At 65.9% G+C, this 15,711-nt stretch carries 14 protein-coding genes; 7 read left to right on the top strand and 7 right to left on the bottom strand.

Features of this window, described 5'->3' with window-relative positions:
* Positions 1 to 6: 6 nt before the first annotated feature.
* On the bottom strand, positions 7 to 2,337 hold the full coding sequence (gene clpA / locus Q344_RS0109370) for an ATP-dependent Clp protease ATP-binding subunit ClpA (RefSeq protein ID WP_028286462.1): 2,331 nt from the start codon (positions 2,335 to 2,337) through the stop codon (positions 7 to 9).
* A 187-nt stretch (positions 2,338 to 2,524) separates the two neighbouring features.
* Complete coding sequence (gene gloB, locus Q344_RS0109365) at positions 2,525 to 3,292, bottom strand: hydroxyacylglutathione hydrolase (protein ID WP_028286461.1); 768 nt, start codon at positions 3,290 to 3,292, stop codon at positions 2,525 to 2,527.
* 60 nt (positions 3,293 to 3,352) lie between these two features.
* Here gloB and Q344_RS0109360 point away from each other — a divergent pair, with 60 nt between their 5' ends.
* From Q344_RS0109360 to Q344_RS0109335, 6 genes are all read left to right on the top strand, one after another.
* Positions 3,353 to 4,111 carry a class I SAM-dependent methyltransferase gene (locus Q344_RS0109360; RefSeq protein ID WP_028286460.1) on the top strand — a complete coding sequence of 253 codons (759 nt, stop codon included), beginning with the start codon at positions 3,353 to 3,355 and terminating at the stop codon, positions 4,109 to 4,111.
* A gap of 308 nt (positions 4,112 to 4,419) precedes the next feature.
* Entirely contained in the window at positions 4,420 to 4,980 is a 561-nt protein-coding gene (locus tag Q344_RS0109355; RefSeq protein WP_028286459.1) for a F0F1 ATP synthase subunit delta, read from the top strand.
* A gap of 1 nt (position 4,981) precedes the next feature.
* The gene (atpA, locus tag Q344_RS0109350) at positions 4,982 to 6,520 is read left to right on the top strand and encodes a F0F1 ATP synthase subunit alpha (RefSeq protein WP_028286458.1); all 1,539 of its coding nucleotides are present in this window, start codon (positions 4,982 to 4,984) and stop codon (positions 6,518 to 6,520) included.
* A 12-nt stretch (positions 6,521 to 6,532) separates the two neighbouring features.
* Positions 6,533 to 7,414, top strand: a complete 882-nt coding sequence (locus Q344_RS0109345) for a F0F1 ATP synthase subunit gamma (protein WP_028286457.1) — start codon at positions 6,533 to 6,535, stop codon at positions 7,412 to 7,414.
* 19 nt (positions 7,415 to 7,433) lie between these two features.
* Positions 7,434 to 8,858, top strand: coding sequence for a F0F1 ATP synthase subunit beta (gene atpD / locus Q344_RS0109340; protein WP_028286456.1), 1,425 nt, complete (start codon positions 7,434 to 7,436; stop codon positions 8,856 to 8,858).
* A 10-nt stretch (positions 8,859 to 8,868) separates the two neighbouring features.
* On the top strand, positions 8,869 to 9,303 hold the full coding sequence (locus Q344_RS0109335; RefSeq protein ID WP_028286455.1) for a F0F1 ATP synthase subunit epsilon: 435 nt from the start codon (positions 8,869 to 8,871) through the stop codon (positions 9,301 to 9,303).
* 232 nt (positions 9,304 to 9,535) lie between these two features.
* Here the strand turns inward: Q344_RS0109335 and Q344_RS0109330 are convergent, their stop codons facing one another.
* The 4 genes from Q344_RS0109330 to Q344_RS0109315 all read right to left on the bottom strand — a co-directional run bounded on the left by Q344_RS0109330 (position 9,536) and on the right by Q344_RS0109315 (position 14,069).
* Positions 9,536 to 10,846, bottom strand: a complete 1,311-nt coding sequence (locus tag Q344_RS0109330; protein WP_028286454.1) for a TRAP transporter large permease — start codon at positions 10,844 to 10,846, stop codon at positions 9,536 to 9,538.
* 61 nt (positions 10,847 to 10,907) lie between these two features.
* Positions 10,908 to 11,540, bottom strand: a complete 633-nt coding sequence (locus Q344_RS25100) for a TRAP transporter small permease (RefSeq protein ID WP_051630448.1) — start codon at positions 11,538 to 11,540, stop codon at positions 10,908 to 10,910.
* A gap of 60 nt (positions 11,541 to 11,600) precedes the next feature.
* Positions 11,601 to 12,698 (bottom strand): C4-dicarboxylate TRAP transporter substrate-binding protein, encoded by a 1,098-nt coding sequence (locus tag Q344_RS0109320; RefSeq protein ID WP_028286453.1) that lies wholly within the window; start codon positions 12,696 to 12,698, stop codon positions 11,601 to 11,603.
* 273 nt (positions 12,699 to 12,971) lie between these two features.
* A complete protein-coding gene (locus tag Q344_RS0109315) occupies positions 12,972 to 14,069 on the bottom strand; it encodes a C4-dicarboxylate TRAP transporter substrate-binding protein (RefSeq protein ID WP_028286452.1) in 1,098 nt (365 codons plus the stop codon).
* A 240-nt stretch (positions 14,070 to 14,309) separates the two neighbouring features.
* Here Q344_RS0109315 and Q344_RS0109310 point away from each other — a divergent pair, with 240 nt between their 5' ends.
* On the top strand, positions 14,310 to 14,657 hold the full coding sequence (locus Q344_RS0109310) for an H-type lectin domain-containing protein (RefSeq protein ID WP_028286451.1): 348 nt from the start codon (positions 14,310 to 14,312) through the stop codon (positions 14,655 to 14,657).
* Positions 14,658 to 14,689: 32 nt separating this feature from the next.
* Here Q344_RS0109310 and Q344_RS0109305 read toward each other — a convergent pair whose 3' ends face one another.
* Complete coding sequence (locus Q344_RS0109305) at positions 14,690 to 15,706, bottom strand: ribose-phosphate pyrophosphokinase (RefSeq protein WP_028286450.1); 1,017 nt, start codon at positions 15,704 to 15,706, stop codon at positions 14,690 to 14,692.
* Positions 15,707 to 15,711: the final 5 nt, after the last annotated feature.

Below are 15,711 nucleotides of genomic sequence, written 5' to 3'. Positions count from 1 at the left end.
GCCGTATCACTCCGCCGTCAGCAGGGGCGGCTTGTTGCCCGAGAGCCGCGGCCGGTCGGGTCCGTCGATCTGGAGGTCGATCTCGCCGTTCTTGACCGCGACGCGGACGACGCCGCCCTTGGTCAGCTTGCCGAAGAGCAGTTCCTCGGCGAGCGGCTTCTTGATGTTCTCCTGGATCACGCGGGCCAGGGGCCGGGCGCCCATCTTGTCGTCGTAGCCCTTTTCGGCCAGCCATTCGGCGGCGGGCTTCGTCAGCTCGATGGTCACGCCGCGGTCCAGAAGCTGGGCTTCCAGTTGCAGGACGAACTTCTCGACCACCTGCATGATGACCTCTTTCGGCAGCGGCGCGAAGGAGATCACGGCGTCCAGACGGTTCCGGAATTCGGGCGTGAAGGTCCGCTCGATGGCGGCGGTGTCCTCGCCCTCGCGCCGGTCGCGGCCGAAGCCGATGGCGGCCTTGGCCTGTTCCGTGGCGCCCGCGTTCGACGTCATGATGAGGATCACGTTGCGGAAGTTCACCGTCCGGCCGTTATGGTCGGTCAGTTTCCCGTGGTCCATCACCTGCAGCAGGATGTTGTAGACATCCGGATGCGCCTTCTCGATCTCGTCGAGCAGGAGCACGCAATGCGGATGCTGGTCCACGCCATCGGTGAGCAGGCCGCCCTGGTCGAAGCCGACATAGCCCGGAGGCGCGCCGATCAGGCGGGAGACCGCGTGTTTCTCCATGTATTCCGACATGTCGAAGCGCAGCAGTTCCACGCCGAGCGTGTCGGCGAGCTGGTTGGCGACCTCCGTCTTGCCGACACCGGTGGGGCCGGCGAAGAGGTAGTTGCCGATCGGCTTCTCGGGCTCGCGCAGGCCCGCGCGGGCCAGCTTGATGGCCGAGGCGAGGGCGTCGATGGCCTTGTCCTGCCCGAAGACCACCCGCTTGAGCGAGCCTTCCAGGTCCTTCAGCACCTCTGCATCGTCCTTCGAGACCGACTTGGGCGGGATGCGGGCGATCTTGGCCACCACGGCCTCGATCTCCTTCGCGCCGATGGTCTTGCGGCGCTTGCTTTCCGCGATCAGGTGCTGCGCGGCGCCGGCCTCGTCGATCACGTCGATGGCCTTGTCCGGCAGTTTCCGGTCGTTGATGTAGCGCGCCGACAGCTCCACGGCCGACTTGATCGCGTCGGCGGTGTACTTGACGCTGTGATGCTCCTCGAAATAGGGCTTGAGGCCCTTGAGGATCTTCACCGTGTCATCGACCGTCGGCTCGTTCACGTCGATCTTCTGGAACCGGCGGGAGAGCGCGCGGTCCTTCTCGAAATGCTGGCGGAACTCCTTGTAGGTGGTGGAGCCCATGCAGCGCAGCTTGCCGCCCTGAAGCGCGGGCTTCAGCAGGTTCGAGGCGTCCATCGCCCCGCCCGAGGTGGCGCCGGCGCCGATCACCGTGTGGATCTCGTCGATGAAGAGGACGGCGTCGGGGTGCTCCTCGAGCTCCGTCACCACGGCTTTCAGCCGCTCCTCGAAATCGCCGCGATAGCGGGTGCCGGCCAGCAGCGCGCCCATGTCGAGCGAGAAGATGGTGGTCTTCGACAGCACCTCGGGGGTCTCGCCGCTGATGATCTTGCGGGCGAGGCCTTCCGCGATGGCGGTCTTGCCGACGCCCGGGTCGCCCACGAGCAGCGGATTGTTCTTGCGGCGGCGGCAGAGCACCTGGATGCAGCGCTCGACCTCCTGGGCACGGCCGATCAGCGGGTCCACGTCGCCGTGGCGCGCCTTGGCGTTCAGGTCCACGCAATACTTGTCGAGCGCGCTTTCCTTGCCGTCGTGCTGTTCAGTCTGGGAGGTATTCGTGGCTTCCTCCTCGATCTCCGAGGCGCCCGATATGGGGCGGCTTTCGCCGAAGGCGGGGTTCTTCGCCACGCCATGGGCGATGAAGTTGACGGCATCGTAGCGGGTCATCTCCTGCTCCTGCAGGAAATAGGCCGCATTCGATTCACGTTCGGCGAAAATGGCCACCAGGACGTTCGCGCCGGTCACTTCGGTCCGGCCCGAGCTTTGCACGTGGATCGCGGCGCGCTGGATCACGCGCTGGAACGCGGCGGTCGGCACCGCTTCGGAGCCGTCCACGTCGGTGACGAGGTTGGAAAGATCGTCCTCGATGAATTCAACGAGGGTCTTGCGGAGGTCTTCGGTATCCACCGAACAGGCCTTCATCACCTTGGCCGCGTCCGGTTCGTCGATCAACGCCAGCAACAGGTGCTCCAGCGTCGCGAATTCGTGACGTCGCGCGTTCGCGAGTGCAAGCGCGGCGTGGATTGCCTGTTCCAGTGTCGTCGAGAATGAAGGCAACTGGGTGCTCCTTCTGAATTGGGTCGGAGCGGGGCGTGAGGGCCCCGGTCCCAACCATGGCCTCATAGTCTTAAAGTTTGGTCGATTGTGGCCACTCTTCAAGGACTATTTGAGATGTATCGTTCACATTTCCCGCGACCGATGCAGCGCCGCGTGTCTTTGCAGCAGTGCAGGGAGGTCCCGGAGGCTAGAAATTGTCCTTCCTGCGGCGCACTTCGGCAAAGACATCTGCGGCGGGCTGGTCGGGCATCCCGATGGCTTCGCGAAGTTCCGGAGTGTCGGCGCGGAGGAAGGGGTTGGTGAGGAGTTCCTCCGAGAGAACGGAAGGAACGGTGGCTTCGCCGGCGGCCCGTGCGGCCTCGACCGACTTCATGCGAGAGATATAGTCGGGATTTTCCGGTTCAATGGTGAGCGCGAACTTTCCGTTCGCGGTCGTGTATTCGTGGCCCGAGGCGATCACCGTCTCGGGCGGCAGCGCGGCGAGCTTCTGCAGGCTTTCCCACATCTGCGGCATCGTCCCCTCGAAGACACGCCCGCAGCCCCAGGCCATCAGGCTGTCGGCGGTGAAGGCGACGCGGCTTTCGGGGAAGTGGAAGGCAAGATGGCCGACGGTGTGGCCCGAGACGTCGATCACATGCCCGGTCTCGCCCGCGATCTCGAGCGTGTCGCCTTCCGCGACCGCGCGGTCGAGCTTCGGCAGGCGGTGCGCATCGGCCTTGCCGCCGGTAACCGGGGCCGGGTGCTTCGCCAGAACGCCCTCGAGCCCCTCGACATGGTCGGGGTGGTGGTGGGTGATCCAGATCTGGCTGAGCGTCCAGCCCCGCCGGTCGAGCTCGTCGAGGATCGGCTGCGCCTCGGGGATGTCGATCAGCGCGGTCTCTCCGCTGGCGGCATCGTGGAAGAGGTAGGCGTAATTGTCGCTCCGGCAGGGAATCGTCACGAGGTCCATGGGCATGGCAAAAGATCTCCGCATTGCTATTGTGTCCCATGCAAACCCATGCGCGGCGGAGGTGCAATGCATCAGGACGTGACCGACCTGCGGAACTTCTATTACCGGTCGATGCTGGGCCGGGCGGCCCAGCAGCATGTCCGGGACAGGATGCTGGGGCTCTGGCCCGAGGCGAAGGGCCAGACCGTGGCGGGCTTCGGCTTTGCCGCGCCCCTGCTGCGCCCCTACCTCGCGCAGGCCCGCCGGGTCGTCGCGCTGATGCCCGCGCCGCAGGGGGTGATGCCCTGGCCCGCGGGGATGCCCAATGTCAGCGTGCTCTGCGAAGAGACCATGTGGCCGATCGAGACCGGGCATGTCGACAAGCTGGTGGTGATGCACGGGCTGGAGGTCAGCGAGCAGCCGTCGAACCTTCTGGAGGAATGTTTCCGCGTGCTCGGCCCGGGGGGCAAGGCGCTCTTCGTGGTGCCGAACCGCTCCGGCCTCTGGGCGCGCTCGGACGGCACGCCCTTCGGCCACGGGCGGCCCTACAGCCAGAGCCAGCTCGAGGCGCAGCTCAAGCGGCACGCCTTCATCCCCGAGCGCCATGTCCACACGCTCTTCCAGCCGCCGTCGCCGCGGCGGTTCTGGCGCAAGACCGGCAACACCTGGGAGAAGCTGGGCCAGACCTTCGGGATGGTGATGGCCGGCGGCGTGCTGATGGTGGAGGCGACGAAGCGCGTGCAGCTGCCCTCGGGACCGGGGGTGAAGGCCCATGCGCCGAAGGGTCTGAAGGTGCTCGAGGGGCTGGGTGCGGGCAAGCCGGGAACCGCCCGGACGGCCGAGTGAGACCCCGGTCCGAGGCGGCCCCGGGGGGCCGTCACGGCACCCGTCATGTCACGGAACAGAATCGTCCGGCGCGGCGTTTCGAGGTGCGGTGGCGCTAACGGCGCGACCGAGTTTCGGGCACGTCGCGTCACCCCCAGCAAATCAGGGCGATGGCGTGCATGGAAAAGCCTTTATGGAAGGTTGCCCGCCCCGGAACCCTCTGCTACACCCACGCCGATTTTGTTGCTTTGAGCATCATCAAGGCTCCCTCGCCCCGGGGCCGCGTTCGCTTGCGCGCAGACCTGGGGCCCAAACGCGGAAGGGTGGACGTGTCCGAACCAGCTTCGATCTCATCCGGCATCGCCGCGCGCTATGCGACTGCCGTCTTCGACATCGCCAAGGGTGACAACGGGCTCGACGCCCTCGAACAGGATATCGACACGCTGGACGCGGCGCTGAAGGACAGCGCCGATTTCCGCGACCTGATCGGGTCTCCCGTCTATTCGCGCGATGCGCAGGGCAAGGCCGTGGCCGCGCTCGCCGACAAGATGGGCCTCTCCGGCACCATGAAGAACACGCTGGGGCTGATGGCCTCGAAACGGCGCCTCTTCGTGCTGCCGCAACTGGTGGCCGTGCTGCGCGAGAAGATCGCCGAGCACAAGGGCGAGGTGACCGCCGACGTGGTGAGCGCCAAGGCTCTGACCAAGACCCAGTCGGAAAAACTGTCCAAGACGCTGGCCGCCTCGGTCGGCAAGGACGTGAAGATCAATGCGACCGTCGATGAAAGCCTCATCGGCGGTCTTGTCGTCAAGGTGGGCTCTCGGATGATCGATACCTCGATCCGGTCGAAGCTCAATTCCCTCCAGAATGCTATGAAAGAGGTCGGATAAGATGGGTATCCAAGCAGCCGAAATCTCTGCGATCCTCAAGGACCAGATCAAGAACTTCGGTCAGGAAGCCGAAGTGGCCGAAGTCGGCCGGGTGCTCTCGGTCGGCGACGGTATCGCCCGCGTGCACGGGCTCGACAAGGTGCAGGCCGGTGAGATGGTCGAATTCCCCGGCGGTATCCGCGGGATGGCGCTCAACCTGGAAAGCGACAACGTCGGCGTCGTGATCTTCGGCTCCGACCGCGACATCAAGGAAGGCGATGTCGTCAAGCGGACCAACTCGATCGTGGACGTCCCCGTGGGTGACGGCATGCTCGGCCGCGTGGTCGACGGCCTCGGCAACCCGCTGGACGGCAAGGGCCCGATCGAAACCACCGAGCGTTCGCTCGCCGACGTGAAGGCGCCGGGCATCATCCCGCGCAAATCGGTGCACGAGCCGATGGCGACCGGCCTCAAGTCGATCGACGCCATGATCCCGATCGGCCGCGGCCAGCGTGAGCTGATCATCGGCGACCGTCAGACCGGCAAGACCGCCGTGGCGCTCGACGCGATCCTGAACCAGAAGAGCTACAACGAAGCGGCGGGCGACGACGAGAGCAAGAAGCTCTACTGCGTCTACGTCGCGATCGGCCAGAAGCGCTCCACCGTGGCGCAGCTGGTGAAGAAGCTCGAGGAAACCGGCGCGATGGCCTATTCCATCGTCGTCGCCGCAACCGCGTCCGACCCGGCGCCGATGCAGTACCTCGCGCCCTACACCGCGACCGCGATGGCGGAGTTCTTCCGCGACAACGGCCGCCACGCGCTGATCATCTACGATGACCTCTCCAAGCAGGCCGTGGCCTACCGCCAGATGTCCCTGCTGCTCCGCCGTCCGCCGGGGCGTGAAGCCTACCCGGGCGACGTTTTCTACCTCCACTCCCGCCTGCTGGAGCGTTCGGCGAAGCTGAACGAGGACTTCGGTTCGGGCTCGCTGACCGCGCTGCCGATCATCGAAACCCAGGGCGGCGACGTGTCGGCGTTCATTCCGACCAACGTGATCTCGATCACCGACGGCCAGATCTTCCTGGAAACCGAACTGTTCTACCAGGGCATCCGCCCGGCCGTGAACACCGGTCTGTCGGTCTCGCGCGTCGGTTCGTCGGCCCAGACCTCGGCCATGTCCTCGGTCGCCGGCCCGGTGAAACTGTCGCTCGCCCAGTACCGCGAGATGGCGGCCTTCGCCCAGTTCGGTTCGGACCTCGACGCCTCGACCCAGCGGTTGCTGAACCGGGGTGCGCGCCTGACCGAGCTGATGAAACAGCCGCAGTACTCGCCGCTGACCAACGCCGAGATCGTCGTTGTCATCTTCGCGGGCACCAACGGCTATCTCGACAAGCTGCCGGTGTCCGACGTGGCACGGTTCGAGCGTGACCTGCTGAGCTTCATGCGCAACAAGAAGTCCGACACCCTGGACTGGATCACCAACGAGGATCCGAAGATCAAGGGCGACGCCGCGGACAAGCTGAAGGCAGTGATCGACGAATTCGCAGCCGACTTCGCGTAAGAGGGGGGAGACATGCCCAACCTCAAGGACCTGAAAAACCGGATCGCGTCGGTCAAGTCGACCCGCAAGATCACCAAGGCCATGCAGATGGTGGCCGCCGCGAAACTGCGGCGGGCACAGGACGCGGCCGAGGCGGCCCGGCCCTATGCCGAACGCTTCAACGCGGTGATGGCGCAGCTCGCCGGTTCCGTTGGCGGGTCGGATTCCGCGCCGAAGCTGCTGAGCGGCACCGGCAAGGATGACGTGCACCTGCTGGTCGTGATGACGGCGGAACGCGGCCTCTGCGGCGGTTTCAACTCGTCCATCGTCAAGCTGGCCAAGTCGCATGCCGAGAAGCTGCGCGCGGCGGGCAAGACGGTGAAGATCCTCACGGTCGGCAAGAAGGGCCGCGAACAGCTGCGTCGCGATTACAGCGACCTGCTGATCGGCCATGTCGACCTGAGCGAGGTGAAGACGCTCGGCTATGCCAATGCGCAGGACATCGCCAAGGATCTGCTTTCCCGTTTCGACGCGGGCGAGTTCGACGTGGCGACGATCTTCTTCAACCGCTTCCAGTCGGTGATCAGCCAGATCCCGACGGCGCAGCAGGTGATCCCGGCGAAGTTCGAAGCCGAAGAGGGCGAAGGCGACGGCGCCTCGACCCTCTACGACTACGAACCTTCGGAAGAGGAAATCCTCGCCGACCTGCTGCCGCGGGGCGTGGCCACGCAGATCTTCGCGGCCCTGCTCGAGAACGGCGCATCCGAACAGGGTGCGCGGATGAGCGCGATGGACAACGCAACGCGGAACGCGGGCGACATGATCGACCGGCTGACGATCGAGTACAACCGCTCGCGCCAGGCCGTGATCACCAACGAGCTGATCGAAATCATTTCGGGCGCGGAAGCGCTCTGACCGAACCGGAGAAACACAGATGGCAAACGCAAAAGGCAAAGTGACCCAGGTCATCGGCGCCGTGGTCGACGTCCAGTTCGACGACCACCTGCCCGAGATCCTGAACGCGCTGACCACCGAAAACCAAGGCAAGAAGCTGGTTCTGGAAGTGGCGCAGCACCTTGGTGAGAACACCGTCCGCACCATCGCCATGGACGCGACCGAAGGTCTCGTCCGCGGCCAGGAAGTGATCGACACCGACGGCCCGATCAACGTGCCCGTGGGCAACGCGACGCTGGGCCGGATCCTGAACGTCGTCGGCGAGCCGGTGGACGAGAAGGGCCCGGTGAACGCATCGGAAACCCGCCCGATCCACGCCGAGGCGCCCGCGTTCTCGGAACAGTCGACCGAGTCGGAAATCCTCGTCACCGGCATCAAGGTGATCGACCTGCTCGCCCCCTACTCGAAGGGCGGCAAGATCGGCCTCTTCGGCGGTGCCGGCGTGGGCAAGACCGTTCTGATCATGGAACTGATCAACAACATCGCGAAGGTGCACTCGGGCTACTCCGTGTTCGCCGGCGTGGGCGAGCGGACCCGTGAGGGGAACGACCTCTACCACGAAATGATCGAATCCAACGTGATCAAGCCGGACAACCTGGAAGACTCCCAGGTGGCCCTGGTCTACGGCCAGATGAACGAGCCTCCGGGGGCGCGTGCCCGCGTGGCGCTGACCGGCCTGACGCTGGCCGAGCAGTTCCGCGACCAGTCCGGGACCGACGTTCTGTTCTTCGTCGACAACATCTTCCGCTTCACGCAGGCTGGTTCGGAAGTGTCCGCACTTCTCGGCCGTATCCCGTCCGCAGTGGGCTACCAGCCGACGCTGGCGACCGACATGGGCGCGATGCAGGAGCGGATCACCTCGACCAAGTCGGGCTCGATCACCTCGATCCAGGCCGTCTACGTTCCCGCGGACGACCTCACCGACCCGGCACCGGCAACCACCTTCGCCCACCTCGACGCAACGACCGTTCTGTCGCGCGCGATCTCCGAGCTCGGGATCTACCCGGCCGTGGACCCGCTCGACTCCTCGTCGCGCCTGATGGACCCGGCGGTTCTGGGCGAAGAGCACTACAAGGTCGCCCGCGACGTGCAGGGTATTCTCCAGCGCTACAAGTCGCTGCAGGACATCATCGCGATCCTCGGGATGGACGAACTGAGCGAAGACGACAAACTGACCGTGGCCCGCGCCCGGAAGATCCAGCGCTTCCTCAGCCAGCCCTTCGACGTGGCGAAGGTCTTCACCGGGTCCGACGGCGTGCAGGTGCCGCTCGAGGACACGATCTCGTCCTTCAAGGCGGTTGTGGCCGGTGAATACGACCACCTGCCGGAAGGTGCCTTCTACATGGTTGGCGGGATCGACGAAGTGAAAGCCAAAGCCGAGAAAATGGCAGCCGAAGCTGCGTAAGGGGCGATAGATGGCCGACAACATGAAATTCGACCTGGTGTCGCCGGAACGGAGCCTCGTCTCCGGCGAAGCCAGTGCGGTTCAGATCCCCGGCGCGGATGGCGACCTGACGGTGATGCAGGGGCATTCGCCGCTGATCACCACGCTCCGCCCGGGCGTGCTGACGGTCGAAGGTCCGGACGGCACGACGCAATACGCCGTGTCGGGCGGCTTCGCCGAGATCAGCGCCGAGGGCGTCTCGGTCCTGGCCGAACGCGCGCTGCCGCGCGACGAGATGACCCAGGAGGTCATCGAGGGCTGGGTGACGGAAGCTCACGAGGCGCACAAGAAGGCCCGCGAGTTCAACAACGAACCCGGTCCGGTGGACGACGCGGCGAAGCTGCTGTCGGACATGGTGGCGCTCGGCACGCATATCGGACTGGACCCGAAGCAGCCGAACCTCTGAGGTTCGGACCGCGCGAGATCGGAAGGCCCCGGGCGCTGCCCCGGGGCCTTTTCGCTTGGGCGGTGTCGAAAGGCGCGCGCCGCTGGCGCGCACACGATGTTTTGCGATCCGGCCGGAGGCCGGATCGCGGTTTGCCTCCGGCGGGGATACATGGACCAGAGGAAGGTGGGGGCAGAAAGCACGAGGGCCCCGCAGCGCCTGCGGAGCCCCCGGCAGGTCGGTATGTGCCCCCTCAGCCCATCATCAGGCCGGGCAGCCAGAGCGAGATCTGCGGATACCAGATCAGGGCCCACATGATGAAGAACTCGCAGACCAGGAACCAGCCGACGCCCTTGAAGATCGTGGCGAGCGGGACGGCGTCGCCCACGACGTTCTTCACGATATAGACGTTGAGCCCCACCGGTGGCGTGAGCAGGCCGATCTCGATCATCTTCACCACGATCACGCCGATCCAGATCAGGTTCACGTCGAGCGCGTCGAAGGCCGGCAGGAACACCGGCAGGGTCAGCAGCATCACGCCCAGAGGATCGAGGAACATGCCGAGGATCAGGTAGATGATCGCCAGCGCGATCACCAGCTGGAGCTCGTTCAGCTGCATGTCCGAGACGAGGTTCGCGATGTAGGTCGGCACCCCCGCCAGGGCGAGGAACCGGGTCAGCAGCACCGCCCCGATCGCGAGGAAGAAGAGCGAGGAGGTGGTCCGCAGCGCGTCCATCACCGCCCCCTTCAGGACCTCGAAGCTGCAGCGGCCCTGCACCAGCCCGATCAGGATCGCGAAGAGCGCGCCGAGCGCGCCGGCCTCGGTCGGCGTGGCGACGCCCGCGTAGATCGAGCCGATCACCCCCAGCACCAGCAGGGGCAGGGGCCAGACGTCGCGCAGCGCGCGCCAGCGGTCGGACCATGTCACGGTGATCGCCACCTTGGGCGCCAGCGAGGGCCAGATCGTGCAGCGGCCGACGATCATGATCGTGTAGGCGCCTGCGGTGATCAGGCCCGGGATCAGGCCCGCGATCAGCAGGCGTCCGACCGATTGCTCGGTGAAGAAGCCGTAGACCACGAAGGCGATCGAGGGCGGGATCAGCGCGCCGAGCGTGCCGGAGGCCGCCACGGTGCCGGTCGCCAGCGAGCGGTCGTAGCCGTAGCGCAGCATCTCGGGGATGGCGAGCCGGCCGACGGCGGCCGAGGTCGCGATCGAGGAGCCCGAGGCGGCGGCGAAGCCCGCGGCGGTGAAGTTGGTGGCCACCGCCAGCCCGCCGGGCAGGTTGTTGAGCCAGACCCGCGCCGCGGCATAGAGGCTGGAGGTCAGGCCGGTCTTGTAGGCGACCGCCCCCATGAGCAGGAACATCGGGATCGCCGAGAGCTCCCAGCTGGAGGCGAATTCGTGCGGCAGGCCGCCGATCATCGCGAAGGCCGCGCGCTCGTTGCGCACGATCATGATCCCGACGAGCGAGACCGAGCCGAGCGCGAAGGCGATCGGGACCCGTGCGGCCAGCAGGACGAGGATCGCCACGATGCCGAGAAAGCCGATTGTCAGTGGTTCCATGTGTAACTTCCCTTGTCCCGGCGCGCCTTTTTCGCGGCCACGTCCGGGCTCCTCCCTGAGTTCATTCTGCCGAACCGCCGCCCTTGCCGACGCCGAGGTTCCCGTCGTCGCCGCGGGTGTGGCTGGTCGCCCGTTCCGCATCGGCGATCGCCGCCTCGACCGCGGATTTCAGGCTGCGATCCGGCAGGACGTGCTCGCCGCGGGTCACGAAGACGAAGTTCTCGATCGCGTAGAGCACGAGGTAGATGCCCATCAGGAACGTGCCGATGGGATAGAACCAGCGCGCGCCCCAGACCGGGATGTCGAAGGTCGCGGTTTCCCAGACCTCGCCGATCTCGGTCTTGTGGAACGCCTCCTCGATCCCTTCCTTGAACAGGAAGAAGACGTAGACGGCGCCGATCACGCAGCCGAGCAGCTTGAAGAAGGCGATCTTGCGGGGCGGCAGGTGCTGGGTGAAGAGCTCCACCTCGAGCAGCTCGTGATCACGGGTCACGACCCCGAGGGGCAGGAAGACCAGCGCCACCATGTAATAGGCCGAGACGATTTCGAGCGTGGAGGGGATCGGTCTGTTCAGGAGATACTTGAGCGCGACGTCCAGCGAGACCTGCACCATCATCACGAAGAGGATGATGCCGCCGATCATGGCCACGAGGCCGGACACACGCGAGGCGACGGATTCGATCGCACGTAGCATGGGCTTAACCGTTGTTCTGGAATGGGGTCCGGGGCGCCGCGGGGCGCCCCGGTGCGCCGGTCAGATCTTCGAGAAGATCTCGTCCTGGAGCGCCTGCTGGTAGGCGGCCTTGTCGTCGCCGATCTCCTCCATCCTGGCGGTCCATTTCTCGACCAGCCCCTTGAAGGTGTTCAGCAGCTCCTCGGCATTCTCGATCCCGTCGGCCTCGGCTGCGGCGAGTGCCGTGTCATAGGCCTTGGCCTGCTGTTCGGCCCAGGCGTCCTTGAAGGCCTGGTCGCTTTCCTCGACGGTCCCGCCGTTCTCCTTCAGCCATTCCATCGCGGTCTCGTTGTCGTCGACATAGGCCCACATGATGTCCGCCACGGCCTGGGCCATGTTGTCCTTGAACGCCTGGCGCTGGTCGTCGGTCAGCTCGTTCCAGACGTCCTGGTTGATCGCCCAGTTCATGGTGCCGAAATAGGAGCCGAGCGCGTTCGACCAGACGCCCTTGGCGAAGTCCTTCAGGTTGTAGGTGTCGAGCCAGGCCGTCGCGCCGACCGCGCAGTCGATCTGGCCCCGCTGCATGGCCTCGTACATCTCGGCCGTGGTGATCGAGACGGGGGCCGCGCCGATCTCCTGCATGGCGACGCCGATGCCCGAGGTGGCGCGGATCTTGCGGCCCTGCAGGTCGGCGAGCGTCTTGATCGGCTCCTTGCAGATCACGTGGTAGGCGCCGGTGGCGGACCAGCTGAGGCCGACGACGTTGTTCTCTTCCAGCTCTTCCTTGCACTGCGGGCAGTTCAGGTGGTGGAATTCGTTCACCGCGGCGGCCATCACCTTCGGATCATCGCCGATCGCCAGCATCGACGAGATCATCGACGAGACCGGCAGGGAGGACTTCACGTAGATGTCGACCACCGAGGCGCTGTCGAGGATGCCGTTGCCGACATTGCCGAGCAGCTCCTTCGGGCCGCCCATGGCGCCGCCCGCGAAGGTCTCGAAGGTGATCTCGCCGTTGGTGGCCTCGGTGATCCGTTCCTGCGTGGGCTGGATGCCGTTCACGTTGGTGGTGTGGGTCGGCGAGGTATAGGCGCCGTAGGTCATTTCCAGCGCGAGGCCCGGGGTCGCGGTCAGCGACAGGGCGGCCAGCGCGGCGGCGGATGTCTTGCGAATGGTCATTGGTTCCTCCCTTGCAACCATGGTGCCCGCGTCAAGGTCTCCTCCCATAAGGCGCGGGCGGGGGCGATTGTTTGCCCTTGTATGGTGAGGCTAGGTGTTGACCGGCCAGTAAGCAACAGATTCCCGAAGCCGCCCATGTGGCTCACAGGTACGTGGAATAGGCGGGTTGGCTGCGGTCTGGGGTCTTACGGGCGGGTCAATGCCTGGTCGCGCAGGAACACGAAAGGGGCCGGCCCCGCCGGGGGCCGGTCCTCGAGCGGAAGGGCTGGCGCGTCAGATCTTGTCGTAGACCTCGCGCTGCAGCGCCTCGATATAGGCCGCCTTGTCGTCCCCGACCTCGGCCATGATACCGTTCCATTTGTCGACCAGCTTCTCGAACGTCCGGACGAGCTCCTCGGCGTTCTCGATGCCGCTCTCCTTGCCGACGCCGATCGTCGTCTCGTATTCCTCGGCGCGGAGCCGGGCGATCTCTGCCTTGAGCGCGTCGTCGAAGCTGTAGACCGCGCCGCCTGCCGCCTCGAGGTTCTTCAGCGCTTCCTCGCCCTCCGGTCCGTAGGCCCAGACGATGTCGGCGACCAGTTCGGCCATGTTGTCCTTGATGATCTGCTGGTTCGCCTCGCCGATCTCGTCCCAGACATCCTTGTTCATCACCCAGCTCATGATCCCGAAATACGAGCCGAGGCTGTCGCTCACGATCGAGCGCGAGAAGTCCTTGAGGTTGTAGGTGTCCAGCCAGGCGGCCGAGCCGGTGGCGCAATCCATCTGGCCGCGCTGCATCGCCTCGTACATCTCGGCCGTGGTGATCGAGACGGCCGTCGCGCCCAGCGATTGCATCGCGCGCCCCATGCCGCCGACGGCGCGGACCTTCTTGCCCTTGAGCTGGTCCATCGTGTGGACCTCGTCCTTGCAGATCAGGTGGTAGGTCCCGGTCGAGGAGAAGCCCATGGCGACGACGTTGTTCTTCTCGTGATCCTCCAGACAGGCGGGGCAGTTCAGCAGCTGGAATTCGTTCATCGCGCCAGCCATGGCGGCGGGATCCTCGCCCACGATCAGCATGCCCGAGACCAGCGAGGAATGAGGCAGGGACGCCTTGACGTAGATGTCCACCACGCCCGAGGCGTCGAGCACGCCGGACCCCGCGTTGCCGAGAAGCTCCTTCGGTCCGCCCATGGCGCCGCCGGTGAAGGCCTCCCACGTCATCTCGCCGTTCGATTGCTCTTCGAGCCGCTGCAGCAGGGGTTCGGACCCCGCGCGGAAGGTCGTCGAGGTGGGCGAGACATAGGTGCCGAAAGTGTATTCCTCGGCGCCGGCCTGCGGCGCGGCGGTGGCCAGCGCGGCGGCTGCGGTCATCGACAGCATGATGCGTTTCATGGTGGTCCTCCCAGACACGCGGGCCGGCACCGGCTGGCTGACGCTTCTCGGTGCGCCGACCCCGCGGCGCATGCGCCGCTTCATGACCCAGCGTAAACGGCGCGCGGCGCGGCTGGCAACGCTTCCGCGCCCCGGCCATTCCGGACGGGAGGGGATCACACATATGCGATACTTGCCCCTGCACGGGGCAGGCGCGGGTTCCGCTTGGCTCGGCCAGGGCGGGGCGGCATAGATGTGCGGATGAAGAAGCTCAGAAATCACCTGATCGGCGTCGACCAGGGCGAGGTGGCCATCGTCTCGGATTACGACGACGGTGGCGAGATGTGGACCGGCACCGGCCAGCGCGAGCGGCGTCGCCACGTCCGCTTCGCCGAAGCCTTCCGGACCGCGCCCGCAGTGCAGTGCACCGTCGCGATGTGGGACGTGGCCGATGGCACGAACCAGCGCGGCGATGTCGCGGCCGAGTCGGTGACGGGCGAGGGGTTCGAGCTGGTCTTCCGCACCTGGTCGGACACGCGCATCGCGCGGCTCAGGGTGCGCTGGATGGCGATCGGAGAGCTGGCCCACGCCGACGACTGGTCGGTCTGACGCGCGGGCCCGCGCCCCCCCTTGAAGTCCGGTCAGCCCTTGAAGAAGCCTTCGTAGATCGGCTCCAGCGTGTCGGTCTCGAACAGCGACGAGACCGAGGTGCCGTTCCAGATGTTCAGCGTCGCCTGGGCGAACATCGGCGCGGTCGGCAGGATTCGGATGTTCTCGCAGGCCTTCACCGCATCGGTGGCGGCGATCGAGTCGGTGATCACCAGCGATTTCATCACCGACTTGGAGACCCTTTCCACCGCGGGGCCGGAGAGGACACCGTGCGAGATATAGGCGTGCACCTCGGTCGCGCCCGAGGAGGTCAGCAGGTCCGCGGCCTTGCAGAGCGTGCCCGCCGTGTCGACCATGTCGTCCACGATGATGCATTTCTTGCCCGCGACCTCGCCGATCACGGTCATGTCGGCAACCTCGCCCGGCTTCTCGCGGCGCTTGTCGACGATGGCGAGGGGGGCGTCGATCCGCTTGGCGAGCTCCCGCGCCCGGGCCACGCCGCCCACGTCCGGAGAGACGACCATCAGGTCCGACATCGAGTCCCGGAACTGGTTCTTGATGTCGAGCGCGAAGATCGGGCTGGCGTAGAGGTTGTCGACGGGGATGTCGAAGAAGCCCTGGATCTGGGCCGCGTGCAGGTCCATCGTCAGCACCCGGGCGATGCCGGCCTCGACCAGCATGTTGGCGACCAGCTTGGCGCTGATCGGGGTCCGCGCCTTGGTGCGGCGGTCCTGCCGGGCATAGCCGAAATAGGGGATCACCGCGGTGACCCGCTGGGCCGAGGAGCGGCGCAGCGCGTCGGCGATGATCAGCAGCTCCATCAGGTTGTCGTTCGCGGGGTTCGAGGTCGACTGGATGATGAACATGTCCTCGCCGCGGACATTCTCGAACACCTCGACGAAGATCTCGCCGTCGTTGAACCGCTCCACCCTTGCGTTGACCAGATCGACGGTCATCCCCCGGTGCATCGACATCCGCCGCGCGATCGACGAGGCGAGCGGAAGGTTGGAATTGCCCGCGATGAGCTTGGGTTCGACGACGGTTGGCATGGCAG

The organism is Pseudooceanicola nanhaiensis DSM 18065 (assembly GCF_000688295.1).
Taxonomy (GTDB): domain Bacteria; phylum Pseudomonadota; class Alphaproteobacteria; order Rhodobacterales; family Rhodobacteraceae; genus Pseudooceanicola; species Pseudooceanicola nanhaiensis.
Note: the sequence above shows the minus strand (reverse complement) of the source record. Positions and strands in the feature narration are given on the sequence as shown.

Excerpts from the sequence above, each read along its gene's own strand:
- Q344_RS0109310 (WP_028286451.1), top strand. The coding sequence starts at position 14,310 with ATGAAGAAGCTCAGAAATCACCTGATCGGCGTCGACCAGGGCGAGGTG.
- Q344_RS0109305 (WP_028286450.1), bottom strand. The coding sequence starts at position 15,706 with ATGCCAACCGTCGTCGAACCCAAGCTCATCGCGGGCAATTCCAACCTT.
- Q344_RS0109315 (WP_028286452.1), bottom strand. The coding sequence starts at position 14,069 with ATGAAACGCATCATGCTGTCGATGACCGCAGCCGCCGCGCTGGCCACC.
- gloB (WP_028286461.1), bottom strand. The coding sequence starts at position 3,292 with ATGCCCATGGACCTCGTGACGATTCCCTGCCGGAGCGACAATTACGCC.
- Q344_RS0109360 (WP_028286460.1), top strand. The coding sequence starts at position 3,353 with ATGCATCAGGACGTGACCGACCTGCGGAACTTCTATTACCGGTCGATG.
- Q344_RS0109320 (WP_028286453.1), bottom strand. The coding sequence starts at position 12,698 with ATGACCATTCGCAAGACATCCGCCGCCGCGCTGGCCGCCCTGTCGCTG.
- atpA (WP_028286458.1), top strand. The coding sequence starts at position 4,982 with ATGGGTATCCAAGCAGCCGAAATCTCTGCGATCCTCAAGGACCAGATC.
- atpD (WP_028286456.1), top strand. The coding sequence starts at position 7,434 with ATGGCAAACGCAAAAGGCAAAGTGACCCAGGTCATCGGCGCCGTGGTC.
- Q344_RS0109330 (WP_028286454.1), bottom strand. The coding sequence starts at position 10,846 with ATGGAACCACTGACAATCGGCTTTCTCGGCATCGTGGCGATCCTCGTC.
- Q344_RS0109345 (WP_028286457.1), top strand. The coding sequence starts at position 6,533 with ATGCCCAACCTCAAGGACCTGAAAAACCGGATCGCGTCGGTCAAGTCG.
- Q344_RS25100 (WP_051630448.1), bottom strand. The coding sequence starts at position 11,540 with ATGCTACGTGCGATCGAATCCGTCGCCTCGCGTGTGTCCGGCCTCGTG.
- Q344_RS0109335 (WP_028286455.1), top strand. The coding sequence starts at position 8,869 with ATGGCCGACAACATGAAATTCGACCTGGTGTCGCCGGAACGGAGCCTC.